The organism is Streptomyces sp. NPDC013317 (genome assembly GCF_055563155.1).
This window is the reverse complement of sequence record NZ_JBVHDX010000006.1, coordinates 161,055-177,405: the sequence shown is the minus strand read 5'-3', so window position 1 is coordinate 177,405 and position 16,351 is coordinate 161,055. Positions and strand designations below refer to the sequence as shown.

The 16,351-nt window shown below is 72.7% G+C and carries 12 protein-coding genes; 11 read left to right on the top strand and 1 reads right to left on the bottom strand.

Going from position 1 to position 16,351, the window contains the following annotated elements; all coding sequences use genetic code 11:
- Window positions 1-3: 3 nt before the first annotated feature.
- Window positions 4-1,746: a dolichyl-phosphate-mannose--protein mannosyltransferase gene (locus ACZ3IJ_RS18310; RefSeq protein ID WP_467469349.1), complete on the bottom strand. Its 1,743-nt coding sequence runs from the start codon at window positions 1,744-1,746 to the stop codon at window positions 4-6.
- Window positions 1,747-1,798: 52 nt separating this feature from the next.
- Between ACZ3IJ_RS18310 and rsmI the strand changes: the two genes are divergently transcribed.
- From rsmI to ACZ3IJ_RS18255, 11 genes are all read left to right on the top strand, one after another.
- Window positions 1,799-2,686 carry a 16S rRNA (cytidine(1402)-2'-O)-methyltransferase gene (gene rsmI, locus ACZ3IJ_RS18305; RefSeq protein ID WP_467469347.1) on the top strand — a complete coding sequence of 296 codons (888 nt, stop codon included), beginning with the start codon at window positions 1,799-1,801 and terminating at the stop codon, window positions 2,684-2,686.
- 138 nt (window positions 2,687-2,824) lie between these two features.
- The gene (locus ACZ3IJ_RS18300) at window positions 2,825-3,295 is read left to right on the top strand and encodes a hypothetical protein (protein ID WP_467469345.1); all 471 of its coding nucleotides are present in this window, start codon (window positions 2,825-2,827) and stop codon (window positions 3,293-3,295) included.
- 105 nt (window positions 3,296-3,400) lie between these two features.
- Entirely contained in the window at window positions 3,401-4,270 is an 870-nt protein-coding gene (locus ACZ3IJ_RS18295) for a TatD family hydrolase (RefSeq protein WP_467469343.1), read from the top strand.
- An 85-nt stretch (window positions 4,271-4,355) separates the two neighbouring features.
- The gene (locus ACZ3IJ_RS18290; protein WP_467469341.1) at window positions 4,356-5,618 is read left to right on the top strand and encodes a ubiquitin-like domain-containing protein; all 1,263 of its coding nucleotides are present in this window, start codon (window positions 4,356-4,358) and stop codon (window positions 5,616-5,618) included.
- A gap of 16 nt (window positions 5,619-5,634) precedes the next feature.
- Entirely contained in the window at window positions 5,635-6,507 is an 873-nt protein-coding gene (gene rsmA / locus ACZ3IJ_RS18285) for a 16S rRNA (adenine(1518)-N(6)/adenine(1519)-N(6))-dimethyltransferase RsmA (protein ID WP_467469339.1), read from the top strand.
- Between the two features lie 44 nt (window positions 6,508-6,551).
- On the top strand, window positions 6,552-7,481 hold the full coding sequence (locus ACZ3IJ_RS18280) for a 4-(cytidine 5'-diphospho)-2-C-methyl-D-erythritol kinase (RefSeq protein ID WP_467469700.1): 930 nt from the start codon (window positions 6,552-6,554) through the stop codon (window positions 7,479-7,481).
- Window positions 7,482-7,593: 112 nt separating this feature from the next.
- Window positions 7,594-8,898, top strand: coding sequence for an acyltransferase family protein (locus ACZ3IJ_RS18275; RefSeq protein ID WP_467469337.1), 1,305 nt, complete (start codon window positions 7,594-7,596; stop codon window positions 8,896-8,898).
- Window positions 8,899-9,111: 213 nt separating this feature from the next.
- Window positions 9,112-10,902: a serine/threonine-protein kinase gene (locus ACZ3IJ_RS18270; protein ID WP_467469698.1), complete on the top strand. Its 1,791-nt coding sequence runs from the start codon at window positions 9,112-9,114 to the stop codon at window positions 10,900-10,902.
- A gap of 79 nt (window positions 10,903-10,981) precedes the next feature.
- The gene (locus ACZ3IJ_RS18265) at window positions 10,982-12,790 is read left to right on the top strand and encodes an ABC-F family ATP-binding cassette domain-containing protein (RefSeq protein ID WP_467469335.1); all 1,809 of its coding nucleotides are present in this window, start codon (window positions 10,982-10,984) and stop codon (window positions 12,788-12,790) included.
- A 135-nt stretch (window positions 12,791-12,925) separates the two neighbouring features.
- Entirely contained in the window at window positions 12,926-14,752 is a 1,827-nt protein-coding gene (locus ACZ3IJ_RS18260) for an outer membrane protein assembly factor BamB family protein (RefSeq protein WP_467469332.1), read from the top strand.
- A 16-nt stretch (window positions 14,753-14,768) separates the two neighbouring features.
- On the top strand, window positions 14,769-16,328 hold the full coding sequence (locus ACZ3IJ_RS18255; protein WP_467469330.1) for an outer membrane protein assembly factor BamB family protein: 1,560 nt from the start codon (window positions 14,769-14,771) through the stop codon (window positions 16,326-16,328).
- Window positions 16,329-16,351 lie beyond the last annotated feature (23 nt).

Sequence of the window (16,351 nt, the reverse complement as noted above, 5' to 3'; positions counted from 1 at the left end):
CCGCTACACCCACGTGTCCAGCCACATCCGGTTGCGCCACTGCTCCAGCGGAATCGCCGTTCCCGTGTACAGCGGCCAGAAGTAGATGAAGTTCCAGACGATGAGGAGAACCAGAACTCCCGCCGCCACCGCCCCGAACGTCCGGCGCCTTTCCGAGGAACCCGCGGGGCCGATCATCGCGCCGATCATCATCGTGACCGCGAGACAGAGGAACGGGACGAAGACCACCGCGTAGAACAGGAAGATGGTGCGTTCCTGGTAGAGGAACCACGGCAGCCAGCCCGCCGCGATCCCGCACGCGATCGCGCCCGCGCGCCAGTCCCGGCGGAAGAACCAGCGCCACAGGACGTACAGGATCGCGAAACACGCCGCCCACCACAGCAGGGGCGTGCCCAGGGCCAGGACCTCCTGGGCGCACTTCTCCGTCGCCGACGCCGGGCAGCCGGCCTGGCCGGGGGCGGGGGACTCGTAGAAGTACGAGACCGGGCGGCCCAGGACGATCCAGCTCCAGGGGTTCGACTCGTACGTGTGCGGCGAGTTCAGGCCCACGTGGAACGTGTAGACCTCGCTCTCGTAGTGCCACAGGCTCCGCAGCCAGTCCGGCAGCCACGACCAGAAGCCGCCGCCGTTCACCTTGTCCTGCTCCGCCGCCCAGTTGCGGAAGTACCCCTTGTCCGTGACGATCCAGCCCGTCCACGTGACGAGGTACGTGGCGATCGCGACCGGCACCACCGAGACGAACGCCGGCACCAGGTCGCGCCTCAGCACCGCCGCGTACGGGCGGAACGCGCCCGCCGTGCGCCGGGCGCCCACGTCCCACAGCACCGTGAGGAGCCCGAAGGCCACCATCACGTACAGACCGTTCCACTTGGTCCCCGCCGCGAGCCCCAGCGACACCCCCGCCGCGATCCGCCACGGCCGCCAGCCGAGCCGCAGGGTCTCCGCGACCGCCGCGTCCGGCCTGAGGACACCCTCCCCGTCCACGGGCAGGGCCCCCGCCAGCTTCCGGCGCGCCCAGTCGCGGTCCACGACGAGACAGCCGAACGAGGCGAGCACGAAGAACATCAGGACCTGGTCGAGCAGCGCCGTCCGGCTCATCACGAAGTGCAGGCCGTCGACCGCGAGCAGCAGGCCGGCCAGACACCCCAGGAACGTCGAGCGGAACAGCCGCCGCCCGATCCGGCACAGCATCAGCACGGACAGCGTGCCGAGCAGCGCCACCATGAACCGCCAGCCGAACGGCGTGAAGTCGAAGATCCTCTCGCCGAGGCCGATGACCCACTTGCCCATCGGCGGATGGACCACATAGCCCGGCTCGGTGGGGATCAGGACCGAGTCGGGGTCGGCCAGGATCGACTTGTCGATGTCCTTCGGCCAGGCCCCCTCGTAGCCCTGGTTGATCAGCGCCCAGGAGTCCTTGGCGTAGTACGTCTCGTCGAATATCACCGCGTGCGGCTTGCCCAGGTTCCAGAACCGCAGGACCCCCGCGAGCAGCGCGACGAGCAGCGGACCGCCCCAGGCGGCCAGCCGCCACAGCCGGTCACCGGCGCCCCGCGACAGCCCGAGCAGCGACCACATCCGCTGCGAGGGGCGCGTGTACGGCGGTACAAGACGCTCCCGCAGCCCCGGTCCGGCGGCGCGCCCGGCGGGGGGTGCGTAGCCGAAGCGCCGCAGACGCTGCTGCCACGACGGAGGCTCTTCCACGGCGCGCTGACCCTGCAGGGTCTCGGGTGCGGTACTGGTCACCGCGCCATCGTAGGGAACGCGCCTGTGCGCGTCGCCTCTCCGGGCTGCGAGGATGACCCATGTGACAGGAACGCTGGTACTTGCAGGGACCCCCATCGGGGACATCGCGGACGCCCCGCCGCGGCTCGCGGCCGAGCTGGAGACCGCCGACATCGTCGCGGCGGAGGACACCCGGCGGCTGCGCGGTCTGACCCGCGCCCTCGGCGTACACACCTCGGGCCGGGTCGTGTCGTACTTCGAGGGCAACGAGTCCGCCCGTACGCCGGAGCTGGTCGAGGCGCTCGCCGGCGGCGCGCGGGTGCTGCTGGTCACCGACGCGGGCATGCCGTCCGTCTCCGACCCCGGCTACCGGCTGGTCGCCGCCGCCGTCGAGCAGGACATCAAGGTCACCGTCGTTCCCGGCCCCTCCGCCGTGCTGACCGCGCTCGCCCTCTCCGGGCTGCCCGTGGACCGCTTCTGCTTCGAGGGCTTCCTGCCGCGCAAGGCCGGTGAGCGGCTCGGGCGGCTGCGCGAGGTCGCCGGCGAGCGCAGGACCCTCGTCTACTTCGAGGCCCCGCACCGGCTCGACGACACGCTCGCCGCGATGGCGGAGGTCTTCGGCGCCGAGCGCCGCGCCGCCGTCTGCCGCGAGCTGACCAAGACGTACGAGGAGGTCAAGCGCGGCGGCCTCGGCGAACTGGCGGCGTGGGCCGCCGAGGGCGTACGGGGCGAGATCACCGTCGTCGTCGAGGGAGCCCCCGAGGCAGGGCCCGCCGAACTCGACGCCGAGGAACTGGTGCGCAGGGTGCGGGTGCGCGAGGAGGCGGGGGAGCGGCGCAAGGAGGCCATCGCGGCGGTCGCCGCCGACGCGGGCCTGCCCAAGCGCGAGGTGTTCGATGCCGTCGTCGCGGCAAAGAACGCGGCTGGGACAGGCCCCGCAAAAGGTAAAGAGCTATCGTGAAAAGCAAAGCCGAACCCGCGCGGCGGGCCTCCTGAGGGCCTGAGGGCAAGGGAACGCAAAAGGACGTTCCATGGTTCGTCCGGCGCTGATGCGCTCCGGCCCGAAAAGGCGTCCACTGGTCGGTGGAGAGGAGCTGGCATGAGCGAGATCACCGGCACCGGCATACCCGTCGCCCACGAGGCGTACGCCTTTGCCTGCATGCGCTGCGGGTACGGCTGGGAGCAGGCGTACGACATCGAGCACCACGTCGACGCCGCCGGCCATGAATTCATCGTCTACAAGGCCGGTGGTGAGCGGGTTCCCTCACCGCTGTCCAGTCCGACCTGCATGAACTGCGGCGGACACGTCGTGCGCATCATGCGCGCGGGGCAGGTCTCCTCGGTCCTGGACTCGTGGGAGCAGGCCCAGCACCGGAACGTACCCGGAACGCCGCACAGGCCCCCCACCCCGGCCGGACCGATCGGCCTCGCGGGTCCGATCGGACAGGACCTGGAGCGCGAGGAGGGTCCGGCGCCCGGCGCGGCGGACGTTCCCGGCCCGGTGCACGTGACGGCGGAGTCCCGGGGGTGGCTGTCGAGCTTCATGCAGCGGTTCCGGCGCGAGCACTGACCCGGCGGGCAGGCCGTCCCGCCGCAGCACCGACCCGCGCCGGTCGCCCCCCGCGCGCACCGGCCGTCCGCCCGTGAACCCATGGCCCCTCGTACGATCGGGGCCATGAGTTCGAAGGACGCCCCGCCGCCGCTGCCCGAACCGCTCCCGGTCCCGGTGGCGGATTCCCACACGCACCTGGACATGCAGTCCGGCACCGTCGAGGAGGCCCTCACCAAGGCCGCCGCCGTCGGGGTCACGACCGTCGTCCAGGTCGGCTGCGACATCAAGGGCTCCCAGTGGGCCGCCGAGACCGCGGCCGCACACGACAACGTGCACGCCGCCGTCGCCCTGCACCCCAACGAGGCGCCCCGGATCGTCCTCGGGGACCCCGACGGCTGGTCGCGGCAGGGCGCCCGCGAGGCGGGCGGGGACGCCGCCCTGGACGACGCGCTCGCCGAGATCGACCGCCTCGCCTCCCTGCCGTACGTGCGGGCCGTCGGCGAGACCGGCCTCGACCACTTCCGCACCGGCCCCGAGGGCATGGCCGCCCAGGAGCGCTCCTTCCGCGCGCACATCGAGATCGCCAAGCGCCACGGCAAGGCGCTCGTGATCCACGACCGCGACGCCCACGCCGACGTCCTGCGGGTCCTCGACGAGGAGGGCGCGCCGGAGCGGACCGTCTTCCACTGCTACTCCGGCGACGCCGAGATGGCGGAGATCTGCGCCGCGAAGGGCTACTACATGTCCTTCGCCGGCAACATGACCTTCAAGAACGCGCAGCCCCTGCGCGACGCCCTCGCCGTCGCCCCGCTGGAGCTCGTCCTGGTCGAGACGGACGCCCCGTTCCTGACCCCCGCGCCGTACCGGGGCCGGCCCAACGCGCCGTACCTCATCCCGGTCACCGTCCGGGCGATGGCGGCCGTGCGCGGGATCACGGAGGAGGAGCTCTGCGAGGCGATCGCCGTGAACACGGCGACCGCCTTCGACTACTGATTTCGGTCACCGATGCATAACGGTTACGTGTAGTAGTCGGGTCGTTTTGGAGAGTGATCACCGCCGGGGCTAGGGTCCCGGCCTCGTGAGCACTTCCCAGGGCAGTCACCGAGCCGGGCGGAGGTCGGCGCCCAGCGGGCCGCCGCCCGTGCCCGTCCACGAGCAGCCGACGCAGGCGGCCGTACTCGTACCGGGCCAGGGCCCGCGCGCCGAGGCCCGGCGCGCGGCCCGCCGCCGCAAGGCCAGGCCCGGCCCCGGCGAGAGCCTGCGGCGCATCGTCCCGCAGGCCCTCGTCGTCGCCTTCCTGGCGGGCGGTACCAGCGCCTTCGTCGCCAACGACAAGGCGATCCGGCTCTCCGTCGACGGTGTCCCGCGCACCCTGCACACCTTCGCCGACGACGTCGACGAGCTGCTCGCGGACGAGGGCCTCGCCGTCGGCTCGCACGACATCGTGGCCCCCGCCCCGGGCGCGGACCTGACCAGCGGCGACGAGGTCGTCGTCCGCTACGGCCGGCCCGTCGCCCTCACCCTCGACGGGCAGCGCCGCCAGGTGTGGACCACCGCCAGGACCGTCGACGGCGCGCTGCGCCAGCTCGGCGTACGGGCCGAGGGCGCCTACCTCTCCGTCTCCCGCACGGCCCCCATCTCCCGGCGGGGCCTCGCCCTCGACGTCCGCACCGAACGGACCGTCACCCTCCTCGCCGACGGCCGCGAACGGACCCTGCGCACCAACGCCGCCACCGTCCGCGAGGCCGTCGAGGAGGCCGGGATCACCCTCTCCGGCCAGGACACCACCTCCGTGCCGCCCGGCTCCTTCCCGCGCGACGGCCAGACGATCACCGTCCTGCGGATCACCGGCACCCGGCAGATCCGCGAGGAGCCGATCCCGTACGCGGTCGAGCGGAGCCGTGACCCCGAGCTCTTCGCCGGCATGGAGGTCGTCGAGCGGCAGGGCGTCCAGGGCGTGCGCCGCGTCACGTACAGCCTGCGGACCGTCAACGGCGTCCGGCAGAAGCCGAGGAAGACCGCCGAGGAGATCGTCCGCGAGCCCGTCAGCCGGAAGGTGAGGGTCGGCACCCGGCCGCTGCCCACCTCGGTCGCGGGCGCGGACGGGCTCGACTGGGGCTCGCTCGCCGCCTGCGAGTCCGGCGGCCGGCCGAACGCGGTCGACCCGTCGGGGACGTACGGCGGGCTCTACCAGTTCGACCCCGGCACCTGGCGCTCGCTCGGCGGCAGCGGGGTCGCGCAGAACGCGCCGGCCTCGGAGCAGACGTACCGGGCGAAGAAGCTCTACGTACAGCGCGGCGCGAGCCCCTGGCCGCACTGCGGCCGAAGGCTCCACCAGTGAGCCGTAGGCTGTACCGGTGAGCACCACCACCGGCCCCGAAGGCCCCGACGCCCTGCTCGGCCCCGCCGACATCCGTGAACTGGCCGCCGCCCTCGGCGTGCGCCCCACGAAGCAGAAGGGCCAGAACTTCGTCATCGACGCCAACACCGTGCGGCGGATCGTCCGCACGGCCGAGGTGCGCCCCGACGACGTGGTCGTGGAGGTGGGCCCCGGGCTCGGCTCGCTGACCCTGGCGCTCCTGGAGGCGGCGGACCGGGTGACGGCCGTCGAGATCGACGACATCCTGGCGGCCGCGCTGCCGTCGACGATCGCCGCCCGGCTGCCGGCGAAGAAGGACCACTTCGCGCTGGTCCACTCCGACGCGATGGACGTCCAGGAGCTGCCGGGCCCCGCCCCGACGGCGCTGGTCGCGAACCTGCCGTACAACGTGGCCGTTCCGGTCCTGCTGCACATGCTCGACCGCTTCCCGACGATCGAGCGCACGCTGGTGATGGTCCAGGCGGAGGTCGCGGACCGGCTGGCGGCCAAGCCCGGCAACAAGGTGTACGGCGTGCCGTCGGTGAAGGCGAACTGGTACGCCGAGGTGAAGCGGGCCGGCGCGATCGGCCGCAACGTCTTCTGGCCGGCGCCGAACGTCGACTCGGGCCTCGTCTCGCTGGTCCGGCGTACGGAGCCGGTCGCCACGACCGCCTCGAAGGCGGAGGTCTTCGCCGTGGTCGACGCGGCGTTCGCGCAGCGCCGCAAGACCCTGCGGGCCGCGCTCGCCGGGTGGGCGGGCTCGCCGGCGGCGGCGGAGGAGGCCCTGGTCGAGGCGGGCATCTCGCCGCAGGCCCGGGGTGAGGCCCTGACCGTGGAGGAGTTCGCGAGGATCGCGGAGGCGAAGGCGTGAGCGGCGGCGTGAGCGAAGGCGTGAGCGGCGACCCGCGCCCCGGCGTGAGCGCGGGCCGGGCCGCGGGTTCCCCGGCCGGGCGGAGCGTCACCGTGCGGGTGCCCGCCAAGGTCAACGTCCAGCTGGCGGTCGGCGCGGCGCGCCCCGACGGCTTCCACGACCTGGCCAACGTCTTCCTCGCCGTCTCCCTGTACGACGAGGTCACCGCGACGCCCGCCGACGAGCTGACCGTCACCTGCGAGGGCCGCGACGCCGACAAGGTGCCGCTGGACCGGACCAACCTGGCCGCGCGGGCGGCGGAGCTGCTCGCCGCCCGGCACGGCATCTCCCCGGATGTGCACCTCCACATCGCCAAGGACATCCCCGTCGCGGGCGGCATGGCGGGCGGCAGCGCGGACGGCGCGGGCGCGCTGCTCGCGTGCGACGCGCTGTGGGGCCTGGACTCCTCCCGCGCCGAACTCCTGGAGATCTGCGCGGAACTCGGCAGCGACGTGCCGTTCAGCCTGGTCGGCGGCGCGGCGCTCGGACTCGGCCGCGGCGAGAGGCTGACGGAGCTGCCGGTGGGCGGCACCTTCCACTGGGTCTTCGCCGTCGCCGACGGCGGGCTGTCCACGCCCGTGGTGTTCGGCGAGTTCGACCGCCTCACCGAGGGCGTCGCCGTCCCCCAGCCCGCCGCCTCCCCTGCGCTCATGGACGCCCTGCGCACGGGCGACACGACCTCGCTGGCCGGCGCCCTGGCCAACGACCTCCAGCCGGCCGCCGTCTCCCTGAAGCCCGCCCTGAACGCCACCCTGGAGGCCGGCACGGCCGCAGGCGCACTGGCGGCCCTGGTGTCGGGCTCGGGGCCGACGACCGCGTTCCTGGTGAAGGACGAGGAGGCGGCCCGCTCGGTCGCCGACGCGCTGATCGCCTCCGGCACCTGCCGCACGGCCCGTGTCGCCACGTCACCGGCGCCGGGTGCGACGGTCCGCTAGCGCCACCGCGGCGGCCCCGGCCGACGGCGTGCGGCCGGCCGGCCCGTACTCAGAGCGGACTTGAGTATCCGAGCGCTGCCGGTGGCCCGCCCCCGGGCGGGAGCGTACCCGCATGGGAATCAGCGCTCGGGAACTCGCCGCCGCCACCCCCGCGACGCGGGACCGGTACGTCGACCTGCTGCGGGTCGCCTCGCTCGGGGTCGTGGTCCTCGGCCACTGGCTGATGGCCGCCGTGGGGACCGACGGGCAGGTGGGCAACCTGCTGGCCGTCGTTCCGGACCTCCAGGTCGTCACCTGGGCGCTGCAGGTCATGCCGGTCTTCTTCTTCGTGGGCGGGTTCTCCCACGCCCTCGCCCATCGCTCCCGCCCCGGCTACGCCGCCTTCCTGCGCGTCCGGCTCCAGCGGCTCCTGCGCCCGACGATGGTGTTCGTCGCGGTGTGGGGGAGCGCCGCACTCGTGATCCAGCTGCTCGGCGCGGACGGAGGGCTGACCGGGGTCGCGCTGCGGCTCGTCACCCAGCCGCTCTGGTTCATCGGGATCTACCTCGCCATGGTGGCGTTCACGCCACCGCTCCTGAAGCTCCACGAGCGGTGGGGCTGGGGCGCGTTCGCCGTGCTCGCGGGCGGGGCGGTCGCCGTGGACGTGTTGCGGTTCGCGCTCGGCGTGCCGTTCGTCGAGTTCCTCAACTTCGCCCTCGTCTGGCTGGCCGTCCATCAGCTCGGCTTCCTCAGGGCCGACGGCATGATCCGCCTCCCCGGCGCGCTCGCCGCGGGCGGGCTGCTCGGAGCGGGTCTCCTCGTCGCCCTCGGTCCGTACCCGCTCTCCATGGTCGGGATGCCCGGCGAAAAGGTCTCCAACATGGCCCCGCCGACCCTGGCCCTGCTCGCGCACGGCATCTGGCTGGTCGGCGCGGTGGAGCTGCTGAAGGGCCCGGGCGCCCGGTTCGCGGCCCGTGCCGGTGTCTGGCGGAAGGTCGTCGCCGCCAACGGGATCGCGATGACCGCGTTCCTGTGGCATCTGACCGCGATGCTCGGTGTGTACGGCGCGTTCCTCGCGCTCGACATGACGCTGCCCGCCCCCGCGACCGGTGCCTGGTGGGCGCAGGTCCCCCTCCGGATCGCCGCCGCGGCCGTCGTCACCGGCCTGCTGGTCGCCGCCTTCCGCCGTTTCGAACGCCCCGCCGCCCGCCGTCCGTCCGCCGGCTCGGCCCCGCTCGCCGCCCTCGGTGTCACCCTCGCCCTCTTCGGCGTGCTCGGCCTGTCGATGACCGGCTTCGGCGGTCTTCTGGAGGGCCACGCGGCCACCCTGATCGCCGTCCGCGTCACCGCTCCGGCCGCCGTCGCGACGGCCCTCGTGGGCTGGCTTCTCGTCGAACGTGCGGGCCGCGCACGGATCCCCGCACGGCGCACGCCCTGACACCGTGCCGTACTGACGGAGCGTCACCGTGCGAGGGTCCGCGCCGGGACCGGTCCGGGGCCGTCGGAGGGCGGCCCTCCGCGTAGGCCTACGCTGGTCCCTCCACGGGGCTACATCGACGACGTACGACGGATCGGAGCGTGACACGTGACGGGGGCGAACGGCGCGGAGCTGGTCGGCGAGGTGCTGGGCGGGCGTTACCGCGTGACCGCGATGATCGGGCGCGGGGGCATGGGCGTGGTCGCCCGGGCCGTGGACCAGGTGCTGAACCGCGAGGTCGCCGTCAAGGTCCTGCGGGCCTACACCGACGCCTCCCCCGCCGAACTGGCCGATCTGCGGGTCCGGATGGAGCGCGAGGCGCAGGCCGCCGCCCGGATCCGACACAGCGGCGTGGTCACCGTGCACGACGTCGTCGAGGAGCGCGGGCTGCCCGTCATCGTCATGGAGCTGGTCGAAGGCCCCTCCCTCGACGAGGTGCTGACCGAGCACGGACCGCTGGACCCGCGCGAGGTGGCCGCGATCGGCGCCAGGCTGATGGACGCCCTGGACGCGGCGCACCGGGCCGGGGTCCTGCACCGGGACGTCAAGCCGGGGAACGTGCTCCTGGAGCGCGCCGTGCAGAGCGGCCCGGGACTCTCCCCGGCCGGTGGCTGGGGGCGGGTCGTCCTCACCGACTTCGGCATCGCCAGCATGGACCGCTCCGGCGAGGAGGCGCTGGCCAAGCTGACCCAGAGCGGTCAGATCGTCGGCTCCCTCGACTACCTGCCGCCGGAGCGCGCGCAGGGCCGGCAGCCGGGGACCGCCTCGGACGTCTGGGCGCTCGGCATGACGCTGTACGCGGCCGTGGAGGGCGCCTCCGCCTTCCGCCGCACCTCGGTCTGGTCCACGCTGGCGGCCATCGTCGGCGAGCCGCTGCCCGGGCCCCGCCGCGCCGGGCCCCTCGCCCCCGTGCTGCAGGCGCTGATGGCCAAGGAACCGGAGCAGCGCCCCGACGCCGCGCGGGCCCGCGAGATGCTGGAGGCGGTCGCCGCGGGCGGGACGCCGCTTCCGCCGCCCGCCCCGGTGCGGGCCCAGCCCTCGCCCCCCGTACACACCCCCGCACAGACTCCTGTGCAGGCTCAGCCCTCCGCTCCCCTCCAGGCACCGCCCACGGATCCCGCGGTCCCGCCCGGCGCCTTCGGCCCGGCCGCGACGGCACCGTTCCAGCAGCCCGCCCCGCAGGCGCCCCCACAGTCCTTCCCGCAGCCGTTCCCCCATGCCGCCCAGCAGCACGCCGCACCGCATCCTGCCCAGCAGCAGGCCGCCCAGCACCCCGGCATACCCGCCGGCCACGGAAGCCGCGCCGACACCGCGACCGTCCGTGCCGGACGGCGCCGGACCCGTACCGTCGTCGCGGCCGCCGTCGCCACCGTGCTCATCGGCGGCGGAGTCGCCTACGGCCTGATGAAGACGGAGAACGAACCGGTCGGCGGTTCGGCGGCGGCACCGCCCACCTCGAGCGCCCCGGCCGACGACGACCTGGCCGCGGGCGGCCCGGGCGACGGCGGCGAGGGCCCGACCTCCCCGGGGGACCTGACGTCCATGGGCCCCGGCGAGACACCTACGAGCGCCCCCGCGGACGCCCCCACGGCCGAGCCGACCCCCACGAAGACGCCCGGCGCCGGCGACAAGCCGTCCGCCACCCCCACGCCGCCGAAGACCACGCCCAGCGCGACGGTGAAGGAGCCCAGCCCCGTCTCGACGGCGTGCACCGGCTGGGCCCACTCGAACCGCAGCGACGGCTACGGGAACATGTCGCAGAACTCCCACCTGTACACCGGGCCGTACTCGGTGTGCTCCTACGTGACCGTGATCAAGACCGGCACCAAGGTCTACTACCACTGCTACGTCACCAACGCCCAGGGCAACAAGTGGATCTACGCCCGCATCGAGGGCACCGAGACCGAGGGCTGGCTGTTCAGCGAGAAGGTCACCACGAAGGGCGGCTCGCTCGCCCGCTGCTAGGCGGGGACGACGCGCTCCGGACCACGGGCCCGGCCGTCTACCCTTGGACGTCGATCCATCCCCCCGTACAGGAGTCAAAGTGGCCGTCAACCTGGTCAATGTCGAGGCCGTCAGCAAGGTGTACGGCACACGTGCCCTGCTCGACGGTGTCTCGCTCGGCGTCTCCGAGGGTGACCGGATCGGTGTCGTGGGCCGTAACGGCGACGGCAAGACCACCCTCATCCGGATGCTCGCCAAGCTGGAGGAGGCCGACACCGGCCGTGTCACGCACAGTGGCGGGCTGCGGCTCGGGGTGCTCACCCAGCACGACTCCCTCGACCCGAAGGCCACCGTCCGGCACGAGGTCATCGGCGTCATGGCCGACCACGAGTGGGCCGGCAGCGCCAAGATCCGCGACGTCCTCACCGGGCTCTTCGGCGGCCTCGACCTGCCCGGCTTCGAGCAGGGCCTCGACACGGTCATCGGCCCCCTCTCCGGCGGCGAGCGGCGACGCATCGCGCTCGCCAAGCTCCTCATCGAGGACCAGGACCTGATCGTCCTCGACGAGCCCACCAACCACCTCGACGTCGAGGGCATCGCCTGGCTCGCCAAGCACCTCCAGGAGCGCCGCTCCGCGCTCGTCTGCGTCACCCACGACCGCTGGTTCCTCGACCAGGTCTGCACCCGCATGTGGGACGTGCAGCGCGGTGACGTGCACGAGTACGAGGGCGGCTACTCCGACTACGTCTTCGCCCGCGCCGAGCGCGAGCGCATCGCGGCCACGGAGGAGGTCAAGCGGCAGAACCTGATGCGCAAGGAGCTGGCCTGGCTGCGGCGCGGTGCCCCCGCCCGGACCTCCAAGCCCCGCTACCGCATCGAGGCCGCCAACGAGCTGATCGCCGACGTGCCGCCGCCGCGCGACACCTCCGAGCTGATGAAGTTCGCCAACGCCCGCCTCGGCAGGACGGTCTTCGACCTCGAGAACGTCACCGTCACGGCAGGCCCCAAGACGCTGCTCAAGCACCTCACCTGGCAGCTCGGTCCCGGCGACCGCATCGGCCTGGTCGGCGTCAACGGCGCCGGCAAGACCTCCCTCCTGCGGGCGCTCGCCGACGCGGCCGTCAGCCAGGGCGAGCAGCAGCCGGCGGACGGCAGGATCGTCGTCGGCAAGACCGTACGGCTCGCCTACCTCTCGCAGGACGTCACCGAGCTGCCCGCGACGCTGCGCGTCCTGGAGGCCGTCCAGCAGATCCGCGACCGGGTCGACCTCGGCAAGGGCCGCGAGATGACCGCCGGTCAGCTCTGCGAGCAGTTCGGCTTCTCCAAGGAGAAGCAGTGGACGCCCGTCGGCGACCTCTCCGGCGGCGAGCGGCGCAGGCTCCAGCTGCTGCGCCTCCTCATGGACGAGCCCAACGTCCTCTTCCTCGACGAGCCCACCAATGACCTGGACATCGAGACCCTGACCCAGCTGGAGGACCTCCTCGACGGCTGGCCGGGCTCCATGGTCGTCATCTCCCACGACCGGTTCTTCATCGAGCGCACCACCGACCGCACGTTCGCGCTGCTCGGCGACGCGACGCTGCGGATGCTGCCGCGCGGCATCGACGAGTACCTGGAGCGGCGCCAGAAGATGGTCGAGGCCTCGGTCCCCGCGCCGGCCGCCGCCACGGCCGCGCAGGCGAAGCCCGGCCTCTCGGCCGCCGACGCGCGCGCCGCGAAGAAGGAACTGCAGAAGGTCGAGCGCCAGCTGGACAAGGTCTCCGAGAAGGAGGCCAAGCTCCATGCCCAGATCGCCGAGAACGCCACCGACTTCGAGAAGGTCGCGAAGTTGGACACCGAGCTCCGGGAACTCGCGGGGGAACGCGAGGAATTGGAGATGCGTTGGCTGGAATTGGCGGAGGATGCGTAGAGAAGCCGTGCGAAACGCGTAACGAGGGCATCACGGGCCGGTCCTCCCTTGGGCACAAGGGGTGGACCGGTCGCTTTTGCGCCATCCCGTGAGTGGTAGAAAGAAAACCCGCTCACACCAAGGGGGAACGCGCTGATGACCCAGCCGCCCAGCAACCAGCCGCCGGGCTTCGGCGCACCGAACCCGGATCCGAATCAGAATCCGGCCCAGAACCCGGCTCCGAACCCGCCGCCGATGCCGCCGCAGGCCCCGCCGATGCCGCCCCAGGCTCCGCCGGCCCCGCCGCAGGCGCCGCAGGCTCCTCAGACGCCCCCGCCCGCCGCGCCCGGCCCGTACGGCCAGCCGCCGCAGCCCGGTTACGGCTATCCCCAGCAGCCGGGTCCGTACAACCAGCCGCCGCAGCCGGGTTACGGCTATCCCCAGCAGCCCGGTCCGTACGGCCAGCAGCCCGGCCCCTACGGTCAGCAGCCGGGTCAGTACGGCTACCCCGCCCCGGCGCCCGCCCCGGGCGGCAGGAACCCCTTCAAGGGCAAGCCGGGCGTCATCGTCGCCGCGGCCGTGGCCGCCGCGCTCGTCATCGGCGGCGGCACATGGTTCGCGCTCAGCGGTGACGACGAGGACAAGCCGGTCGCCAAGCCGACCGCCACCAGCGGCACCCCGAAGCCCTCCGAGTCCGTCGACCAGGGCGACGGCAGCGGCGACGGCGGGGGCCGCAACGGCGAGGACGACCTCAACGCCGGCCGCAAGCCCGGCGAGGCCAAGATCAACTGGCTGCTGAAGAACAACGTCGACCTGCCCCGCAACGGCGCCGACGTCTTCGGCCCGTGGGTGACCGGCGATGTCGTCGCCAAGGCCATGTACAAGGGCATCAGCGGCTTCGGCCTCAGCGACGGCGCCTCCAAGTGGCACCTCGACCTGCCCTTCGAGGTGTGCGCGGCGGCCCCCGAGCCCGCCGCCGACGGCACGACCGTCATCGGCATCAACGACAAGGCCGGCGACCGCGCCGACTGCACCGTCCTGCAGCAGGTCAACCTGAAGACCGGCAAGGCGGGATGGAAGAAGACGCTCGACAAGGGCACCGGCTTCAGCTCGCTCTCCGACATCACGCTCGCCATCAGCGGCACCACCGTGACGGCCTCCGGGACCAACAACTCCTGGGGCTTCTCGCTCACCGACGGCAAGCAGCTCTTCGGCAAGCCGGCCTCGGGCGAGTGCCAGCCGTACGCCTTCGCGGGCGGCGCGAAGCTGATCGCCGCGGCCAGCTGCCGTACGGGCGACGTCAACAAGAAGCAGGAGCAGATCAGCGAGGTCGACCCGAACACGGGCAAGCCCCGGTGGACCTTCAAGCTCCAGCCCAACTGGGAGGTCGACAAGGTCTACTCGGTGAACCCGCTCGTCGTCTCCGCGCAGCAGCGCGACGAGAAGAAGTGGACCGTCTTCGCCGTCACCCCCGACGGCAAGCTCCGTTCGCAGATCCAGGGCGGCAACGACAAGTACGCCCCGGACTGCGGTGGCGGCGCCTTCGTCATCTTCGGCCGCAACCTCCAGGGCTGCCACGGTGTGGCCGCCGACGCCAACACGTTCTACATGGCGACGGACTCCGAGTACCGCCAGGCCAACGCTGTCGTCGCGTTCGACCTGAACACCGGCAAGCAGAAGTGGCGTGCCGCCGCACCCGCCGAGCGCTCGATCACCCCGCTGCGCATGGAGGGCTCGGAGGTCGTCGTCTACATGAAGGCGATGTACGACAAGGGCGGCGCGGTCGCCACGATCGCCGCGACCGGCGGCACCCCGAAGATCCTCCAGCAGCACCCGCTGGCGACGGCCGAGATCGAGGACGACTACTACGACCCGGCCTACGTCTACTCGGGCGGCACCTTCGTCGTCGCGGCGGGGCGCGTCAGCGCCCGCAACGACGCGGAGGAGAAGGAGACCAAGACGATGATGGCCTTCAGCAAGTGAGGGCCGGCCGAATCCGATGACGACACCGCAGCAACCGGGCTCGCCCCCGCCGACGTACGGACCGTACGGAAGCCTGAACCCGCACGGCGGCGGGGGCCCCGGCACGGCGGTGCCTCCGTCGGCACCGCCGCCGCCTCCGCCCGGACGCGGGAAGCGCCGCACGACCGCCGCGATCGCGGCGGTCGTGGCGGCGCTCCTCGCCGTCGGCGGCGGGACCTGGTACGCCCTGGACGGCGACGAGGGGTCCCGGGGCAGCGACGCCAAGCCGTCCACGAGCCCCACCGTCTCCGGGGCCGGGGCCCCGACGGCCGGGCCCTCGGGTCCCCCTGCCCCGGACGCCGCCGACAAGGCCCGCTACAACGCGGGCCGCGCCCCCGGTGACGCCTCCGTCCTGTGGGTCCGGAAGAACGACATCGACGTCACCACGCTGACCGGCGACGTCTTCGGGCCCTGGCTGGTCGGCGACACCCTCGTCACCGCCATGTACCGCACGGTCACGGCCCATTCGGTCGTCGACGGCACGGTGAAGTGGCGGATGACGCTCGACACCGAGATCTGCCGGGCCTCGCACGACGTCTCGGCCGACGGGAAGATCGTCCTCGCCCGCAAGGACCGCCTCCACGCGGACGTCGACGAGTGCCGCCGGCTCCAGGCCGTCGACCTGCGCTCCGGCAGGTCCGCCTGGGAGCGGAAGATCGTGAAGGAAGGAAACTTCGACTTCGGGACCGACTTCTCGCTGGCGATCAGCGGCGGCACGGTCACTGCGGGCCGGGACCTGTACTCGACCGGATACCGCCTCAGCGACGGCAAGCAGCTGTTCGGACGGTGGGACAAGAGCGAGTGCCAGCCCTACGCCTACGCCGGAGGCCCGAAGCTCGTCGCCGCCGTCTCCTGCACGAAGGACGTGAAGAAGCCGCAGGAGGAGATCCACGAGGTCGACCCGGTGACGGGCAAGTCCCGCTGGAAGTACCGGCTTCCTGTCGGCTACCGGGTGGACCACGTCCTGTCCGTACGACCGCTCGTCGTCTCGGCGAACAACCGCGGCCAGGGGACCCACGGCATGGTCGTCCTCAACGAGGACGGCACGAAGCGCACATCGCTCAAGGGCCCGGGCTTCTATGCCGAGGGGTGCGACGACGACACCGTCCAGCAGGGGAATCTGCAGCGCTGCCAGGTCGTCGCGGACGGCACCACCGTCTACATCGCCGTCGAGAACGCCAAGGGCACGGGCAACGAGATCGCCGCCTTCGATCTCCGCACCGGCGAGATCGTGCGGCGCATCGAGGGAATTCCGGGGCGCAGGTCCTGGCCGCTGCGGATGGAGGGCGGTTCGCTGATCGTCCGCAGGGCGGCCGTGCTCGACGAACCCGGTTCGCTGGCCACCGTCGCGCCGGGCGCGACCAAGCCCGTCGAGATGTTGCGGCTCCCGCGGGTGACCGGCCGTCTGGAGTCGCACTTCCATGATTCGCCGGCACTGTACGTCGACGGCCGGTACATCCTGGTGCAGCAGCTCGTCGTCGGTGCGAACGACGGCGAGGAGATGAAGAGGGAGACGCTGTTGGCCTTCGGCAAGTGACACCGCCCCCATCCGTCTTCCCA

Bases quoted from the DNA above. Each gene is read 5' to 3' on its own strand.
- ACZ3IJ_RS18260 (WP_467469332.1), top strand. From the start codon at position 12,926: ATGACCCAGCCGCCCAGCAACCAGCCGCCGGGCTTCGGCGCACCGAAC.
- ACZ3IJ_RS18300 (WP_467469345.1), top strand. From the start codon at position 2,825: ATGAGCGAGATCACCGGCACCGGCATACCCGTCGCCCACGAGGCGTAC.
- ACZ3IJ_RS18255 (WP_467469330.1), top strand. From the start codon at position 14,769: ATGACGACACCGCAGCAACCGGGCTCGCCCCCGCCGACGTACGGACCG.
- ACZ3IJ_RS18295 (WP_467469343.1), top strand. From the start codon at position 3,401: ATGAGTTCGAAGGACGCCCCGCCGCCGCTGCCCGAACCGCTCCCGGTC.
- rsmI (WP_467469347.1), top strand. From the start codon at position 1,799: ATGACCCATGTGACAGGAACGCTGGTACTTGCAGGGACCCCCATCGGG.
- ACZ3IJ_RS18270 (WP_467469698.1), top strand. From the start codon at position 9,112: ATGATCGGGCGCGGGGGCATGGGCGTGGTCGCCCGGGCCGTGGACCAG.
- ACZ3IJ_RS18275 (WP_467469337.1), top strand. From the start codon at position 7,594: ATGGGAATCAGCGCTCGGGAACTCGCCGCCGCCACCCCCGCGACGCGG.